Source organism: Oscillospiraceae bacterium (genome assembly GCA_034925865.1).
Taxonomy (GTDB): domain Bacteria; phylum Bacillota; class Clostridia; order Oscillospirales; family SIG627; genus SIG704.
Genome location: JAYFRN010000025.1, coordinates 22,635 through 41,193 on the forward strand (window position 1 = coordinate 22,635; position 18,559 = coordinate 41,193).

Annotated in this window: 13 protein-coding genes; all 13 read left to right on the forward strand. The window is 45.9% G+C overall.

Going from position 1 to position 18,559, the window contains the following annotated elements; all coding sequences use genetic code 11:
• Nucleotides 1-210: 210 nt before the first annotated feature.
• Complete coding sequence (locus VB118_09110) at nt 211-1,209, forward strand: MoxR family ATPase (GenBank protein MEA4832754.1); 999 nt, start codon at nt 211-213, stop codon at nt 1,207-1,209.
• The gene (locus VB118_09115; protein MEA4832755.1) at nt 1,209-2,429 is read left to right on the forward strand and encodes a DUF58 domain-containing protein; all 1,221 of its coding nucleotides are present in this window, start codon (nt 1,209-1,211) and stop codon (nt 2,427-2,429) included. Before VB118_09110 ends, VB118_09115 begins: the two co-directional genes overlap by 1 nt.
• On the forward strand, nt 2,422-3,573 hold the full coding sequence (locus VB118_09120; GenBank protein MEA4832756.1) for a class I SAM-dependent RNA methyltransferase: 1,152 nt from the start codon (nt 2,422-2,424) through the stop codon (nt 3,571-3,573). The genes VB118_09115 and VB118_09120 overlap by 8 nt, the downstream gene beginning before the upstream one ends.
• A 203-nt stretch (nt 3,574-3,776) precedes the next feature.
• Complete coding sequence (locus VB118_09125; protein ID MEA4832757.1) at nt 3,777-5,036, forward strand: gfo/Idh/MocA family oxidoreductase; 1,260 nt, start codon at nt 3,777-3,779, stop codon at nt 5,034-5,036.
• A 42-nt stretch (nt 5,037-5,078) separates the two neighbouring features.
• On the forward strand, nt 5,079-6,419 hold the full coding sequence (locus VB118_09130; protein ID MEA4832758.1) for a serine hydrolase: 1,341 nt from the start codon (nt 5,079-5,081) through the stop codon (nt 6,417-6,419).
• A gap of 113 nt (nt 6,420-6,532) precedes the next feature.
• On the forward strand, nt 6,533-7,804 hold the full coding sequence (locus VB118_09135; protein MEA4832759.1) for a sialidase family protein: 1,272 nt from the start codon (nt 6,533-6,535) through the stop codon (nt 7,802-7,804).
• A complete protein-coding gene (locus VB118_09140) occupies nt 7,801-8,583 on the forward strand; it encodes a M55 family metallopeptidase (GenBank protein MEA4832760.1) in 783 nt (260 codons plus the stop codon). Before VB118_09135 ends, VB118_09140 begins: the two co-directional genes overlap by 4 nt.
• Nucleotides 8,584-8,698: 115 nt before the next feature.
• Complete coding sequence (locus VB118_09145; protein ID MEA4832761.1) at nt 8,699-10,315, forward strand: thiamine pyrophosphate-binding protein; 1,617 nt, start codon at nt 8,699-8,701, stop codon at nt 10,313-10,315.
• A 24-nt stretch (nt 10,316-10,339) separates the two neighbouring features.
• Nucleotides 10,340-10,810 (forward strand): acetolactate synthase small subunit, encoded by a 471-nt coding sequence (ilvN, locus tag VB118_09150; protein ID MEA4832762.1) that lies wholly within the window; start codon nt 10,340-10,342, stop codon nt 10,808-10,810.
• A 692-nt stretch (nt 10,811-11,502) separates the two neighbouring features.
• Nucleotides 11,503-14,541 (forward strand): extracellular solute-binding protein, encoded by a 3,039-nt coding sequence (locus tag VB118_09155; protein MEA4832763.1) that lies wholly within the window; start codon nt 11,503-11,505, stop codon nt 14,539-14,541.
• 21 nt (nt 14,542-14,562) lie between these two features.
• Nucleotides 14,563-15,516 carry a sugar ABC transporter permease gene (locus VB118_09160; GenBank protein ID MEA4832764.1) on the forward strand — a complete coding sequence of 318 codons (954 nt, stop codon included), beginning with the start codon at nt 14,563-14,565 and terminating at the stop codon, nt 15,514-15,516.
• Between the two features lie 2 nt (nt 15,517-15,518).
• A complete protein-coding gene (locus VB118_09165; GenBank protein MEA4832765.1) occupies nt 15,519-16,391 on the forward strand; it encodes a carbohydrate ABC transporter permease in 873 nt (290 codons plus the stop codon).
• Nucleotides 16,392-16,398: 7 nt separating this feature from the next.
• Nucleotides 16,399-18,537 carry a YIP1 family protein gene (locus VB118_09170; GenBank protein ID MEA4832766.1) on the forward strand — a complete coding sequence of 713 codons (2,139 nt, stop codon included), beginning with the start codon at nt 16,399-16,401 and terminating at the stop codon, nt 18,535-18,537.
• The last annotated feature ends 22 nt before the right edge of the window (nt 18,538-18,559 follow it).

Below are 18,559 nucleotides of genomic sequence, written 5' to 3' on the forward strand. Positions count from 1 at the left end.
TTGTTTTACAGGAGAGAAAAGCCAATAAACATAAATCTTTTCACTTATTAACGGTAATTAATTAAAAGCAGAGTTAATAAAAGAAATGCTGACAGAAAAGAACAATAAATACTTTAAAAGCTTTTACGGGCTTTAAAGTGGCCCGTTTATAAATTGATGCGGGGCCTTTAAAAGCGGCCGTAGCTTATCTATCGAAAGGTGTTTTTCGTCATGACTCAAACAGCAACAAAAACACGGACAGCTTTATCGCTTGAAGAATGCTATGATATTTCCGACAGGATTCTGTCGGGGGTATCCGGCGTTTTTTTAGGAAAACGCGATAAGATAACAAATGTGCTTTGCGCGCTGTATGCGGGCGGGCATATATTGATCGAGGATGTGCCGGGCGTCGGAAAAACGACGTTGGCGACAGCTCTCGCGAAGACGACAGGGCTTAAATGCAACCGGGCGCAATTCACCCCGGACGTAACTGCCTCGGACATAACCGGCTTCAACATGTATAACCGGAAAACCGATGAGTTTGTGTACCGTGAAGGGCTTGCCATGTGTAATATTCTGCTTGCCGATGAGATAAACAGAACCTCTCCGAAAACACAATCGAGCCTTCTTGAGGCCATGGAGGAGAGAAAGGTGACGGTGGACGGGATCACATACGAGCTTCCGAAGCCGTTTATCGTTATCGCTACGCAAAACCCATCCGGTTATGTGGGGACATATCCGCTGCCGGAGGCGCAGATAGACAGATTTCTCATGAGAATTTCACTCGGATATCCCGATGCGGAATCCGAAAAAAGAATGATTATGGACAGAAAGTCCGAAAATCCGCTGGATCTGCTTGGGCCGGCTGCCGAAAGCGGCGGAGAAGCTGTCAGGACGATTCAGAATTACTGTTCGGGCGTATACATTGATGACCGTATTTATTCATATATAGTCGAACTCGTCGCAAAAACGCGTTCTCACCGCAGCCTTGAGCTCGGAGCGAGCCCAAGAGCGTCGGTGGCGCTTATGAAAGCTTCTCAGGCAGCCGCGTTTATAGATAAACGCGATTATGTCCTTCCCGAGGATGTAAAACGGGTGTTTGCGGTGACGACGGCTCACAGATTCGTTTTTAAACAGGAGGCGCGATTCGGAAAGCTCACCGCCGAAGCGGTCGCGGCCGAGGTGTTGGAATCAACGGAGACCCCGTTCATGGGTTCGCGGAGACGGTAATGAAACGTAATCTGCGTCGTTCGCGAATTACTTATCTGTGCATAATCATATTTGCCGTGATCTTCACGCAAGCGCTGCGCACTCCGCTGTCGACAGTGCTTTTTTGGCTTGTACTGACGCTTCCTGCTTTGACTTTGATTTACGCAGTGTTGACGCTTATGGCCGTGAGATACTCCGTCACCTGCCAAAGCCCCAGGATTGAAAGAGGAGGCGTAACGACGGTCTCATGCATAATAGAAAACGCGTCGGTATTTCCGGTGTTTTATCTTGAAGCGAACCTCGTGTATCCTGACGAAGCGGCGATAAATATTAACAGATCCACGCGTGAGCTGACTCTGTTTCCGATGAGCAGGGCCGCGATTCAAACGGATATAACCTTCGGATACAGGGGTAAATTCAAGATCGGCTTTGAATCTATCGTTGTTTACGATCTGCTGAGACTTTTTTCTCTGAGACTCAAAACAGGGCGTTTTGTTGTGATTGAGGTGTCTCCCCGCAGCGAAGCAATTGAGCTGTTTGACAACGGCTTTCAGGCCGCGGCCGGCGAAGCGTCCGGCTCGCATCTTTCGCATATAGAAAAGACCGACATATTCGGAATAAGAGAATATTTACCCGGCGACAGTCTTAAAAGTATACACTGGAAGCTGTCATCGAAAACTATATCCGGAGAATTCAATCCTCTTGTTAAAATTTATGCCAATGATGATACACGCCGCAGATATGTGCTGTGCGATCTTGAGGAGAGAGCCGGCGCGCTGCCGGCGGAAGCAAGGGCAGAAACCGATGCCGCCGTGGAGGTGACGCTGGCATGTGTTTTGTCGGGAGTACGAAACGGCGAGGGATGCACAGTCTTGTGGTATGATCACGGACAAGAGGATATTCACGCAGAGGAAATCACATGCGCACAGGATTATAACAAGCTTTTCAGGGCTATCTCATTTGTTGAAAGCTATCAGGCCGGTTGCTGTCCGGGGCTTTCGCATATGATGGCGGCCTGTACCGGAACGCCTGAATCAATGGAGCTTTATCTGATTACGGCGCAGCTGTCACCCGAGTTATTCAAAGCTGTTTCGGTATCGGTAAATGTAAGAACGGCAGTGTTTCCGGTATTTTTATCATTTAATAATAAAAGCTTTGAAAGTGAAAAGGCATTATTGCGGACGATTGGCATCGGCGCCGATATCGTAAACCGCAAAATGCCGATAAAAAACAATGATTGAACTTGTTGCCACATGCCTTTTCGGGCTGGAAGGCCTTTTGGGAGAAGAAATAGACGCGCTCGGATACGAGCGGATATCGACGATTGACGGCAGAGTCACCTTCAGAGGCGACATATCGGCCATTTCAAGATGCAATATATTTTTAAGATACGCTGAGAGGGTGCTGATACTAGTCGGAAGCTTTCCCGCGGAAAGCTTTGACGCTTTATTCGAGGGTACAAAAGCACTGGGATGGACGGACTGGATCGGACGCGACGACGCGTTCCCCGTTACCGGTCATTCAATTAAGAGCCGTCTGACGAGCATACCAGACTGCCAGAAAATCGTAAAAAAGGCTATCGTGGAAAGCATGAAGCCGGAATACGGCATATCCGTGTTTCCCGAGGAAGGGATCAGATATCGCGTAGAGTTTTTCATACTTAACGATACGGCCAATCTGATGATCGATACTTCGGGCGCTCCGCTTCATAAACGCGGATACCGGCCTGATTCCTCGGTGGCTCCGATAAGAGAGACTCTGGCCGCCGCGATGGCAAAGCTTGCGCGTCCGCGCGAGGAAGTGCTTTTCTGGGATCCGATGTGCGGCAGCGGCACTATTCCGATAGAGGCAGCGCTTATCATGACCAATACGGCGCCGGGAATGTTCAGGGACTTCGCCGCGGAGGAATTTTACGACATACCCGATTCGGCATGGAAAAACGCGCGTGAGGAAGCGAGAAGCGCGGTAATACAAACCGGATTCGAAGCGTATGCTTCGGATATAAGTCCGGAATGCGTAAAGCTGACGGAAGAAAATATACGCCGCGCGGGAATGCAGAAAAACATAAAGGCATTTTGCCAGGATGCGCTTAAAATCGAAACCGGAGGACGGCGCGGCACTATTGTATGCAACCCGCCTTACGGCGAAAGGCTGATGAGCGTGAGCGAAGCAGAAAAGCTTTATTCAGATATGGGGCACGCGTTCTCCGCTTCCGCGCTCGGAAGCTGGCAGATATATGTGATAACATCGTGTGAGGACTTCGAAAGGCTTTTCGGACGCCGGGCAGATAAAAAGCGCAGACTGTATAACGGAATGATCAAATGCACATATTATCAGTTTTTCCGTTCTCCCGCATCTAAAATGGCGCCGGGTGCCCTGAAATAACGCTGAATCGATTTATGGCCATGCCTTTCGATGAGCAACATCTTCAGGCGCTTTCGATTGCTGAATTTAAGATTATTTAACGCGAAAGCAAAAATTTGCTGATTGACAGCTCTGCTTCTGTTATTGTGACAGAAATTATTAAGCCAACATATGAAAAAAAGCTCATTTTCGTAATTTTATATATAATATGGAGTATTATTAATATGGATACTGCACAAAAGACAAAGGTTGCCGTAATAGGTCTCGGAAACAGAGGCTACGGCGAATTATCGCTTCTGCTTTTAATGGACGATGTAGATATCGTCGGAGTGTGCGACCTTTACGAGGATCGGGCCGAGGCCGGGAGGGCACTCGTGGAACAACAACGGGGATATTCGCCTTTTTGCACCACGGATTACAGGCGTGTGCTTGAGATACCCGGGCTTAAGGCGATCGTGACGCCGTCGTCATGGCGCAGCCATATCGGGATCTGTATTGACGCTATGAACGCCGGAATATACGCCGCGACAGAGGTCGGCGGAGCGTATTCGCTCGATTCCTGCTGGGAGCTGGTCAAGACATATGAAAGAACCGGCATTCCTTGCATGCTGCTTGAAAATTGCTGTTACGGACGTGAAGAAATGACCGTACTCAACATGGTTAAAAATGAACTTTTCGGAGAGCTTGTCCATGCCTCCGGCGCGTATCAGCACGATCTTCGCTATGAAGTTACCCACGGGCAGGAAAACAGGCATTACAGGCTCCGCAATTTCAGCAATAGAAACGCCGAGCTGTATCCGACTCATGAGCTTGGACCGATCTCAAAGTGGCTTGATATCAATCGCGGCAACAGAATGCTTTCGCTCGTTTCCATAGCATCCAAAAGCACAGGAATACAGAGCTATGTAAAAGAAAAGCTTCCGGCGGAGCATCCCGTACAAGGGAAGAAATTTACCCAGGGAGATATAGTAACAACAATTATTAAATGCTCGCGCGGAGAGACGATCATGCTTGAGCACGGCACAAGCCTGCCGCGTCCTTATTCGAGGGCAAACCGCCTTCAAGGTACTAAGGGCATATACATGGAGGATAAAAACTACGGCATATTTATAGACGGCATGAGTCCGAAGGAAGAGGTCTGGGAGCATTTGACCGATTATTACGACAGATACGAGCATCCGCTTTGGATGCAATACCGCGTAGACGGAGTTAAAGCAGGGCACGGGGGAATGGATTATCTCGTGCTTCGCGCATTCATCGAGGCGGTTCAGTCCGGAACGGACACACCGATAGATACATATGATACCGCGTCATGGATGGCCGTAAGCATATTATCGGAAAATTCTATTGCAATGGGCGGACACCCTGTCGCCGTACCGGATTTCACGAACGGACTATGGATGGAAAGAGCTCCGGCGGTTAGGAGCAAATACTGCCTCAACGAAGTGTGCGAGGAGTATTTTGAGTTTCTGAAGAAGAACTGACAGTTTTTGCGTTATTCACAACTCAAAAGGAGATGTTCGGAGATGAAAAGCGGCGATGGTAATAACGGCAAAACTGCCATAACAATACTGTCAGTGCTTTTGTTTGCCTGCGCGGCCGCGCTTTGTTTTTCACTTGTATTAAATTTCAGTAATAAAAAGGCCGGAGAAGAAACTGATAAAGAATTTGACGCGATAAATGAAAAAAACATATTGCTTTCCGCTCAGATTGCCGAAGCGGAAGAAAAGTCGAAAGCCTTAAGAACAAGCATAGCTGAAAAAGCCGATGAAATAGAAGAACTCAAAGCTCAGGCGGGAGAAAACGCGTCCAAATATTCAGGAACCATAAAGGAATATGAAAATAAAATAACATCGCTTGAAAATGAAAAGTACCGGCTCGAATCAGAGCTCACCGTCAGCGACCAGAAGATCCTGACCGTGCGCGGAGAGCTTAACAGCATCAATTCACAGGTTAATAAACTAAAAGAAAAAGTCAGCGACGATTCCGTAAAGCTGAAGCTTTACGAGGATATATTAAGCATCCAGAATGGGGCGGCAAATAAGCTCGTATCGCTCCTGTCAAATCCTCCCAAAAATGACAACGGAGACATTGCTCAGGTTTCGCTGTATTATGAAAATCTGGTGACCGGCGAAACGATGGAATACAACGCTGACAGCGAGATGTTCTCCGCAAGCCTTATAAAAGCGCCGTATATTTTAAATATGCTGCAAACAACAGAGCGGTATGCCGTGTGCTCGGTGGATGCGGAATCGGGAGTGAAAACATTTCTGCCCGAAAGCGGGATTTACGACTTGTCAGATATATATGTATATAACAAAGTCTCAGATTACCTCGGAGGCTCGGGCGTTATAAGAAACGCCGAAGACGGAGCGCGGTATACATATTATGAGCTTGCCGAGCTTTCGATCGCAGAGAGCGACAACATAGCTTTTGCGGCTCTCAGAAACAGATTCGGTTATGATGAGTTTTATAATTATTCTGCGTCTCTCAATGTCACGCTGGCAAAGAAGGGCGCTTTCTGGTATTCGACAGCGAGAAATATGGGAAGATATTTCAAGGATATTTACAGATATGTAAATTCAGGAGCGGAATACGCGGATTTTTATTCCGGATGCCTTTTGCGTGCCTCGCTCAGGACAATCATATGTCAGGCGGTGGCTCCGACGCCGGCGCTTCATAAATACGGCCGGGACTCGGCAAATCCGGTGTTTCATGACGCCGCTGTCGTACTTGACGAAAAAGCACCGTATGTCCTTGTAATAATGACCGAGCTCGGAGGAATAACATTTAATGATCAGGACTATGTCAGGCAGATAGCTTCGGCTGTAAACGAAATACATATTTCACTTAATCCGCGCGGTTAAAGCATTATTAAATTTTTTTACCGCAATTACGCTTGAATAAAATTCAAACCTGTGTTGATTTCGAGTTGTCTCCCCCAAAAAACTGTGTTATGTTAAAAGGAAGAGTTGCTGCAATGATTTATAACTTGTCATACTATTCCACACCGCTTGCTGACATAAGGCGCGAAAGATACATACCGTATCCGTGCGAAAATACAGGCAGTGTATTGACCCATTATGTGATTTCTCCCGATGTTTCAGGCAGAGGAGCGGAAATAGGCGAAATACTGCGCACACAGAGCTCCTCCGACAATTATTTGTTGCCAAAAACACGCTTCTCCGGTGACAACGGATGTACTTTTTCAGAGTGGTGTACAGATGAAACGCTAAATGAGGAATGGAAAAATACATCCATGGTGACTCACGAAATATGCCGGCTTTTCGCACCCGAATCCGGGCTTTTATTGCGTTTTACACTGAGAAGGATTTTTATCGGCGATGCTGAAAAAGCATTGTATACACAAGACGGCTATTTTGATCACAGCTTCTGTGAATACAGCCGCGACGGAGGAAAAAGCTTTTTCGGTCTGCATATACTCAAATACGAGCCGGGCGCTGATTATGATCCTGAAAACCGGCTCGATCCCGAATTCCTGACAAAGAACCAAATGTATTCCGGTTACAGCGCGGTGACGGATACAAACGGCAATGTCATAACAAGCGGCTGCGTCAATACGATCCTTGACGGCGAAACTGTGACGGGTGTCGCGGTGATGAAGGGCGTTTATGACAGAAAAAGCGCAGCATACAAATGGCGCGAAGCATCGAGGGTCGCCGTGCCTTTGTCGGTCTCGTCACGCGGATTAATGGAACCGTGGATGGTTTCTCTTTCTGACGGAAGGCTTTTGCTCGAAATGCGCGGCTCGTCAACTCCGTCGGTTGCGGGAAGAAGGTGGATCTCCGTGTCTGAAGACAACGGAGAGACCTGGGATTCTGTCAGAGCGATGACATATTCAGACGCTGCGCCTTTTTGGTCACCGTCGACTTTTTCAAGAATTCTGCGGCATTCACGCACGGGAAAGCTCTATTGGTTCGGCAATATATCTCCGACCCTGCCGGACGGCAACTGGCCGAGACGTCCGCTTTGCATCGCGCAGCTCGATGAAAATACCTGCGGCCTGATAAAAGAGACAAAATCCGATATAGATGATTATTTTCCCGGGTACGACAGCACGGATATGGTTCAGTTCTCTAATTTCTCCCTGAGGGAAGACGTTGAAACAGGTGAATTCTGCCTTTATCTTTCGCGTTACGGCGAAAGGGGCGGGCTGGACGACGGCGGTAAATACTTTGAGTGCGATGTTTTTGAATACAGAATAAAGCTTAAGGAGACAATCGGACGATGAACGTACTTGTAATGACCGATCTCGAGGGGATCACAAATGTAGACAGCATAGATATGATTCCGGCAGAAAATCCGGGTTATCTGATCGCCTGCGAAAATCTTATGGCCGATATTAACGCGGCGATAGAGGGACTTTGCGAGGCTGGTGCCGAAACGATTTATGTCATTGACGGGCATGGAGGCGGAAACAACTTTATTCCAGACACTTTGGACGGCAGGGCGGTACTGCTTAAATATCCGGAATGGGAAAACGCCGTCAGAAACGGCAAAATAGATGCGTTTATAGAGATCGGTGCGCATGCGATGGCAGGAACCCAGAATGCGTTTCTCGACCATACTCAGAACAGTAAAAAGTGGTTTGATTATTCCGTAAACGGGCGCCCGAGCGGAGAGATAGCACAGGGAGCGATATTCGCCGCAGCATACGGAGTACCGTTTGTCATGCTCAGCGGAGACACGGCGGTGTGCGAAGAAGCGCGCAGGTTTTTCGGAGATATCGAATGCGCGGCGGTCAAGCAGGCTACCGGCAGGAACAAAGCCAGAAGCCTTCCCGCCGATGAAGCGAGAAGCATTATTCGGAACTGCGCAAAAAGATCCCTTGCGCTCACAGGTAAAATAAAACTGTATAAGCCTTTGCTGCCGCTTGAGTTAATATTTACATTTCAGAGATGTGATTATTGCGATGAATACGAATCACGTCCCGGCCTTGAAAGAACCGGACCGCGTACGCTGAGAAAGCTTGTCAATAAAGTGGAAAGATATACGGATATTCTGCTTTAACCGTATGATTAAATGGCAATCTCACAAAAGTTATTAATCGGACATTACTAATTTCCGGGTTAATAATTATTTACTGCCGCATTAAAAAATCAATATATTATAAAATGGTAGAAACATGATAAACTGCGCTGAATATATAATTCGGTTTTTTCACGAAAAAGGAATAGACACAGTTTTTGATTATCCGGGGAACGCCGTGATAGAGTTATATCGGGCAATGAGGAGCGAAGGCGGCATATCAGGTGTCACAGTACGCCATGAACAGGGCGCCGTGCATGCCGCCGCCGGATACGCGAAGGCGAGCGGACGCGTGGGAGTATGTATAGCGACCTCCGGTCCGGGTGCGGCAAATCTGGTGACGGGGCTTTGCGATGCAATGCTTGATTCCGTTCCTCTCATCGCCATTACCGGACAGGTTGACCGCGCCAGCGTCGGTCATGATGCCTTCCAGGAGTCGGATATAACCGGGATAACAATACCTGTCACAAAGCATAATTTTTTATTGAAAAGCCCGGATATGCTTCCTACGGTTTTGGACGAGGCATATACGATAGCAACCTCCGGACGTCCCGGACCTGTGCTGATAGACATTCCTAAAGATATTCTCGGTTCTGAATCGCGCGGAGAGCCGCATCCGGTACTTCCGCACAAAAGAACATATAAAAACGCGCTCCCGGATATGAAAGACCGTGTCGTCAGCCTTATGAACGGATGTTTCCGTCCGATAATTCTTTGCGGCGGCGGAGTTGTGTCCGCGGGAGGATCTGACGCAATGAAGCGTTTTTCGGACATAAACGCAATTCCCGTGACGTACACAATGATGGGAAAGTCCGCGTACTGCGGAATTTCGCCGCTTTTGCTTGGAATGGCAGGGATACACGGAGATACAGATGCGAACATGGCGCTGGCAAAGGCGGATCTCGTGCTTGCCGTGGGATGCAGGTTTTCGGACAGAACATGCCCAGATCCGGAGAGATTTACAGACAATAAGATTGTGATACACGCAGATATAGATGCGGCGGAGCTGAATAAAAATGTGTTTTCGATATGTCCGGTAGTGTCGGACGCGCGGGATTTCTTTGAATTCCTCGAATCGGCGGAGTTTTCGGAGGAAAAGCGTTCGGCCTGGGGTCATTGGAGTGAAAAGCTGTCAAAAAAGCGGCAGACTTCAGATGCTTACGAAGAAACAGATGAAGAAGAAAACAAAATGACCGCTTATATGCGGAAGCTAATGAACGTGGCCGGAGATGCCGTTATTATCACCGATGTCGGAGAACACCAGCTTATCGCCGCGCGGGAATTTACACCTATGTCTCCGCGCAGCTTTATTTCTTCCGGAGGATTGGGTACGATGGGCTTCGGGCTTCCGGCGGCGATCGGCGTATATGAAGCAATGAGAAATGATATCCGTCAGAGACCGGTCGTTCTTATCACCGGCGACGGATCGTTTCAGATGTGCATACAGGAGCTGGGGACGCTGAAGCAGAGAAATTCACCTTTGAAAATATTTCTGTTCGACAATTCGTCCCTTGAGCTTGTGGAGAAATACAATAGAAAGCTTTATCCCGGCTCTTCCGAGCTTTTCCCGGAAAGGTTTTTTCCGGATATGTCGTTTCTTTGCGCGTCATACGGAATAAAGTATATTCCGGCGGGCGTAATCAGCGGATTTGAAAATATATGCAGAGAAGCATTCGGCTTTCCGTCAGCTTCGATCGTGCATATTAAAATATGAAATACAGGAAGACTGGTTTATGAGATGAAGCACACAATTGTTGCGAAGGTAGATAACAAGCCCGGCGTCGTATCCCGGATATCCGGCCTTTTTACAAGAAGGGGATATAATATCGACAGCCTTGTGACCGGAGTGACGGAAAATCCGGATATATACCATCTCACGATAACCATGGATGGCACAGATGCTGAAATATCGCTGCTGATCAATCAGCTGGGACGCATAATGGAGGTTATCGAAGTGTACTGCACGGATAATCTGCCGCACGTCACCCGCGAATTCATGCTGCTGAAGGTGAAATGCGGCGTTTCGGAACGCACGGTTCTTTTACAGCTTGCGGATATACTGAAATGCAAAATAGTCGGTCTTGGCGATGAAAGCCTGATTATAGAAGCCACCGGGGATGGCACGAAGCTTGATTCTGTGGTCAGGTCTTTCGAAAGTTATGGGATACTCGACGTCGTAAGGAGCGGAGCGATAAGCGTGCTCGTATAAAGCTGATATTATCACCCTTATATAGTTTCGACATGTCTGTTTTGTGTTCAGGACAAGCTGCTCGCGCATGGTAAAAGACATAATTATGATCATATTCCGAAACAATCCTTGAATGGATGTTTTATCTTATGTATAAAGCTGTTTTCGTAATTGTGTATAATGTAGAAAATACAATATGAAATTTGTGCATAATCTACAAATGGCTTTGTTGTAAGTGTATCAAATTATAAAAATCAAAAATAACCGCAGCGGAAAAGTAATTAAAATATAAATATTATCATTCACAAATCGTAATTATGATAATTTATAACTGCTTCGATTCTATTCTCAATAACGCCGATATAATAATATAATATTTATTTACGGATTTCAAATGCATAATTTATATTACAGATTTGTGCATAATGATATATCGAATAATTGAGATTGTAAAAAATCGGTCATAAAGTTCATAATTCAATTCCGTTTTGAATTCCATGTGACAAAACCATGACCACAATATGGTCGTGCTTGACAAAAAAAGCTGAATATGCTATTATAACCGTATATAAAAATCGGTCAGTGTGTCTGTTAGAGCGGTTTTTGCTCATTTGTCATGCTGTGCCGTTGTATTATTAAGCCTTTTCTCCGTCCGATAAGACGGCCGGAGCTAAAACTTACGCGCAAATGCAAATTCTTAGGAGGAAACCCGAATGAAAAGAGTCCTGTCAAGGACACTGGCCGCGTTCATTGCATGCCTTATGTTCATGAGCGCGCTCGGTGTAAATGTGTCCGCAGCTGAAACTTCCGATACGGATAAAGCTACAAAGCTCGAACAGATTAAAGAGCTTTTGTCCGCGATCACTTATGACGAGTACTCGGCGCGATACAGCAATATCGCCCGCGGTACCTCAAAAGTAACTATCAAGGGCAGTGATTACAACGCATCCGAGACGACCGCGAAGGTTACCGTGAACCCAAGCGATGTCGATGGCAGCAACGGATCCGTGCTTGTGCCCGAGGAAGGCGATGTCACCTTCAATTTCAACATGCAGACGGAAGGCATGTACAAGATTACCATTGAATATTATCCTTATCCCGGAAGATCCACAACGATAGAGCGCGCGCTGCTCATTGATGGGAAATATCCTTTCAAAGAGTCACGCTATCTATCGTTAAGCGGCGTTTGGAAGGACAAATATCTCGAAGGAGAAGGAACGTCACGCGGCTTTGAGCTGGATATGTACGGCAACGAGCTGCGTCCGACGAAAACGGAATCACCGGAATGGCGCACCATGGACTTCATCGAGTCCACCGGTTATTATCTTGAGCCGTTCGAATTCTACATATCCGCGGGAGATCACACTCTCACACTCGGCGAAGTTAAAGAGCCGATCATCATCAAGTCGATCACTCTACAGCCGGCTGAGGATACAATTTCCTACTCCGAATACAAATCAAAATACGACGCAAAAGGCGCGAAGACAGCGGATGCCGAACCGGTAAGAATTCAGGCCGAACATCCGGATGCCTCCTCCGCGCAAATCATCTATCCCTTAAACGACAGAACCTCTGCCATTACGGAACCGCAGGATCCGTCCCTTGTCTGCCTTAACACGATAGGCGGGGATAAATGGCAAACAGTCGGAGATTGGGTAAGATGGAGCTTCACGGTTCCCGAAACGGGCTATTACAGAATAGCTTTGCGTTATTTACAAAACTTTTCATCCGGTCTTTATGTCTCCAGAAAAATAAAAATAGACGGCGAAGTACCTTTCGCAGAAGCCAAGAAATGCAAATTCAATTATAATGACGATTGGAGTGTTCAGACACTCGGAAACGGCGAAACCGAATACGAATTTTATCTTGAAGCCGGCAAGGATCATATGATTGAAATGGAGGTCGTTCTCGGTGATATGGCCGATATCCTCCATCAGGTCGAAGTCGCGATGACAACTCTCAACAACTATTATCTCAAGATATTGATGCTGACTGGTCCCACGCCGGATATTTACAGAACATATAAATTCGACGAACAGCTCCCCGAAGTGTTTATGGGGCTTCAAACATATTCAAAGCTTTTCTATAAGATATCCGATGAACTTGAGGCGATAATAGGAAGCAAAGGCGAAAATTCTGTCATTCTCGACAATACCGCGTTCCTTTTGAGCAGAATGAACAGCGATTATCAGATTGCAAAGAATTTTTCCACTTTCAAGGATTATATCGGAAGCCTTGGTACGTGGATAATGAACACGAAGAATCAGCCGCTTCTTTTAGATTATATCGAATTCACTCCGGCCGGTTCGAAGCTTCCGCAAGCGAACGCAAACTTCTGGCAGGCGTTTGCTCATGAATTCTCTTCCTTTATAATGAGCTTCTTTGCTGATTACAACTCGCTGGGAGCAAAAGACAACGGAACAGGAAAAGATCTTCCCACAGTAGAAACATGGATCTTCTCAGGCCGTGACCAGACTCAGATAGTCAGAAGCATGATTAATGATGATTTTATGAGCGCCTATAATATAAAGATAGATTTGAAGCTGGTCGCCGGAGGCACTCTTCTTCCCGCCACGCTTTCCGGAACAGGTCCTGACATTGCTCTTTCTCAGGGATCCGGAGACATTATTAACTATGCGATACGTTCGGCAGTTATGGGTATCAACCCCGCGGCATATGAACCGGAGGAAGGTAAGACCTATACTGATGCCGAGCTTGATACGATGGCAAAGAACCGAGAAATTTTCTCTGACTATGATCAGATAGTAGCGGAACGTTATGATCCGTCGGCGCTCATCCCGCTTACTCTTTACGGTAAATCATACGGACTTCCCGAAACCCAAAGCTTTTCGATGCTATTCTACAGAATGGATATATTGGCGAAGATTGGTATAGAGGTTCCGGAGACATGGGACGATGTATACGCGATAATACCCGCGCTCCAGAACAACAACCTTCAGTTCGGTATGCCAAACTCTTTGGCCGGCACATTGCTTTTCATGTATCAGAAGAACGAACCATTGTATAAGCCTGCTGTGAACGACAACCCGCTTACATACGGTATGCAGATAAATCTTGACAGCAACGTCGCTCTCGACAGCTTCAAGCAGATGTGCGAATTTATAACAATGTATAATTTCCCGAAGGATTATGATTTCGCCAACCGTTTCCGCTCGGGTGAAATGCCAATCGGTATAGCGGATTACACTACATACAGCCTTCTTACAATATTTGCTCCCGAAATACGCGGACTTTGGGAATTCACTCTTATCCCCGGTACTCCTGACGCATCCGGGCAAGTCAATCATTCTGTGAACAGCGGCGTTTCCGCGGTTATGATGATGCGCGGATGCAAAGACGTTGAAAGCGCGTGGACATTCATGAAATGGTGGACGGGTGAACAGGCTCAGGGAAGATACGGAAACGAGCTTCTCGCTCTTCTGGGACCTTCCGGGCGTCATCCAACCGCGAACCTTAACGCTCTTTACAAACAGCCCTGGCCCAGCGCAGACAGAAAGAACCTTGAAGAAGGCTTCAAACATCTGACCTCAACGCCTGAAATGCCGGGCGGCTATATTATTTCCAGAGACGTTCAATTTGCTTTCCTTAAAGTTTATAACGATAATACGGTTCCGATTGAAACGCTTCTCAATTACATTGAAGACATGAACAAAGAACTTTCGAGAAAGCGGGAAGAATTCAATCTTCCGACGCTTGACGATCCCACAACATGGCAAACAGCCCAAAAATAATAAAGTAAGGAGAGAATTTTCATGTCGGACAACAATGCCGTACAGACAAAAAAGCCCAAGACACGCGGCGAAATGACGAATTTTCAATGGACGCTTCGAGAAATGAGAGTAAATAAGGTAGCTTACTTTTTACTTGCTCCATTCTTCATCCTGTTCTTCATTTTCACTGTGCTGCCGGTTATTTTATCTTTGTTTTTCAGCTTTACAATATTCAATATGCTCGAACCGCCGAAGTTCGTCTTTATGGACAACTACATAAGACTTCTGCTCGACGATGACATATTTCTGCTTTCAGTAAAAAACACATTTTTCTTCGCTGCGATAACCGGGCCTTTATCTTATTTCCTTTCGTTGATGTTTGCCTGGTTCATCAATGAGCTTACTCCCAGAATAAGATCAATCGTAACGCTGATATTCTACGCTCCGAGTATTTCCGGAAATGTATATCTGATTTTTACGATTCTGTTTACCACAGACCAACATGGTCTGGTAAACGGTACTCTTATGAAATATGGTGTAATCACAAAGCCGATAGCATTTTTCGCCGATCCTAAATGGATAATACCCCTCGTAATCGTTGTCGCTCTTTGGATAAGCTTAGGCACATCGTTCCTTGCCTTTATCGCCGGTTTCCAGATAGTCGACAGAAGCCTTTACGAAGCTGCCGCCGTGGACGGCGTGAAGAACAGATGGCAGGAGCTTTGGTTCGTGACTCTGCCCTATATGCGCCCTCAAATGATGTTCGGCGCAATTCTCGCCATAACCGGTTCTTTCAGTTTCGGAGGCATCATAACAGGTCTTTGCGGCTTCCCAAGCCCGGATTACTGCGCGCATACCATGATGCATCATCTTGAAGACTACGGCAATTTGCGTTTTGAAATGGGATACGCTTCCGCGATAGCGGTTCTGCTGTTCATATTGATGATCGGAAGCAACGCCGTCGTCAGAAAATTGCTGTCAAAGGTAGGTACCTGATCATGAGTAAGCTGAGAATCAGAAAATCAAACCATGCCATGAACCGCTCTTTCAGCGGGGATGTCGGAATCAATATTATACTGCTGATATTCGGCGCGTTCATGTTTCTTCCGATGCTTTATACAATACTTCAATCGCTCAAACCTCTTGACGAGCTTTGGATATTCCCTCCCCGGCTCTATGTAGTAAATCCTACCGGAAAGAATTTTTCAGATCTCTTTAAGCTGATGTCAGCTTCGCAGGTTCCGTTTTCGAGATATATATTTAACACTGTGTTTACATCTGTAATCGGAACATTCGGAAACGTAATGTTATCATCTTTTGCGGCTTATGCGCTTGCAAAAATAAAATTCCCAGGAAGAAAGTTTTTCTTCGATATTATAGTATACTCACTAATGTTCAACGCGACCGTTACCGCAATCACCAACTTTATCACAATGAGCCTTCTCGGATGGGTTGATACATATCTCGCAATCGTCGTTCCCGCTTTTGCGTCTACCCTCGGCCTATACCTGATGAAGCAGTTTATGGAAACAAGCGTTCCCGACAGCGTGCTGGAATCCGCGCGTCTTGACGGCGCAAGCGAAATGAGAGTTCTGTGGACAATAGCGATGCCAATGGTAAAGCCTGCGTGGCTCACCCTGATAATATTTTCGTTCCAGGGATTGTGGAACCAGGGCGCATCGCTTTACATTCATAGCGAACAGCTCAAGAGCTTCGGATACGCAATCGGACAGATCATAAGCGGAGGTATCGTCCGCGCCGGCGCAGGAGCCGCGTCCACAGTCGTAATGATGTCGGTGCCAATTATAGTATTCGTAGTATCACAAAGTAATATTATAGAAACAATGTCCACATCGGGCATGAAGGATTAAGGAGGATATGATGAAAAAATTTGCTAGAATCCTTATAATTGCTTTATGCCTGGCAACGGCATTTTCCGTCGCCGCTGCGGCAATAGTACCATATACTTCATATACATATGATTTGGAAAGATGGATGCTTGAAAGCCCGCACGCATATGTTCCGGATCGTGTAATTGATTCTAAATTTATGGGTCTGGTCACTCCGCTCAATGATCCGACTGATATGTTCATCGATGATACTGGAAATGTATATATCGCCGACGCAAAAAATAACAGAATCGTAATATGCGACGGTAACTACAAACCGTTTATGTTTCTCGACACATTTGTCAACAGCGAAGGAGTACTCGATGAGCTGACAACGCCGTCAGGAATATTCGTAAATGAGAAGTATATTTATGTTGCGGATACGGACAATTACAGGATCGTTGTTTTTGAACGCAACACCGGAAAATTTGTACGTATTTTCGAGGAACCGAAGGGTGATGTTTTTCCGGAAAACCATATATACAAGCCTGTCGCTCTCGCGGTTGACCATGCGGATAGAATGTATGTAATAGGTGCAAATACCCATTATGGTGTAATAGCATTGAATTCAGACGGAGTATTCACGGGATTTCTCGGAGCACAGACAGCCTCTCTTAACGCGTGGGAAATATTCTGGATGATGATTCAGACAAAGGAACAGAAAGCCAACCAGAAAAGCGTTGTTCCTACAGAATATAACAATATTACCATAGATCAAAGCGGCTTTATTTATGTAACAACAAATACTGTAGATGAAGGAGCTTTGATCAGCGCAATAGAAGGCAAATCTAAAGCAGGAACATATATGCCGGTGAAAATGTTAAATCCGAAGGGTGACGATGTAATGACCCGTTCCGGATTTTACCCGCCGGCGGGCGAGCTGCTTTGGTTTTTCGCAAACACGAACGGACAATCTGCGGGTGTCTCAAGCATCATCGATGTTGCTCTCGGCCCTGACGGGATGTGGAGTATTGTCGACTCGAATCGTCAGAAGATATACACCTATGACCACGATGGAAAGCTTCTGTTCGTTTTCGGTGAAAAGGGAACTCAGATAGGTCAGCTTCAAAGCGTTTCGTCTATATGCTACAAAGGGACCGATCTTCTTGCAATGGATAAGACGACGGACTCTATTACAGTATATAAACGTACAGATTACGGTGATTTCATAGCAGCTGCTCTCCAAAACAATACAGAGAGAAACTATAATTCTGCTGTAGACTACTGGAAGGAACTGCTTCAGAGAAACGCGAACTTTGATCAGGCTTACATCGGAATCGGCGATTCGCTTTACAGAGAAGGAAAATATCAGGAAGCATTCGAATATTATGAGGTTACTTACTCGGTTCAGAAATGTTCCGATTCCTTCAAAAATATTCGGAAACAATGGATAGAAAAATATATACTCATTATACCGGCGGTTATAATTTTAGTAGTGCTGTTGTTATCAAAATTCTTTAAATATGCTAACAAGGTTAATAAAGCCGGTCAGGTAATGAAGGAAAAGAGAACACTGAAAGAAGCCGTGCTTTACGGATTCCATGTGATTTTCCATCCTTTCGACGGATTCTGGGATTTAAAGCATGAAAAACGCGGTAATTTAAAAGGTGCTATTTTCATTATTGCTTTTACCGTAGTTGCATTTATATACCAGGGGCTTGGAAAGGCATTTATTTTCAGTCCTTACAATCAGGGAATTAACTTCTTCGGCGAAATTCTTTCTGTTTTAACACCGTATTTCCTTTGGTCACTTGCCAACTGGTGTCTTACGACTTTATTTGACGGCGAAGGAAGCTTCAAAGATATATGTATCGCCACGGCATATTCAATGCTGCCGCTGCCGTTAATGATCATACCGGCGACTCTTTTGACAAATGTCATAACTATTGAAGAAGCATCGCTTGTCAATCTCTTCGTACAGATAGCATATATATGGATGGGATTCCTGTTATTCTTCGGAATGATGGTGACACACGATTATTCACTATCAAAGAATATCCTTACATCTCTCGGCACACTTGTTGGAATGGCGTTTATCATGTTCGTCGGAGTTCTTTTCTCAGGACTTCTCGCGAAGCTCTTCCAGTTCTTTTATAACATTTATGTCGAGCTCTCATACCGAATGTAACTGTAACAGAATTAAGAAAGGA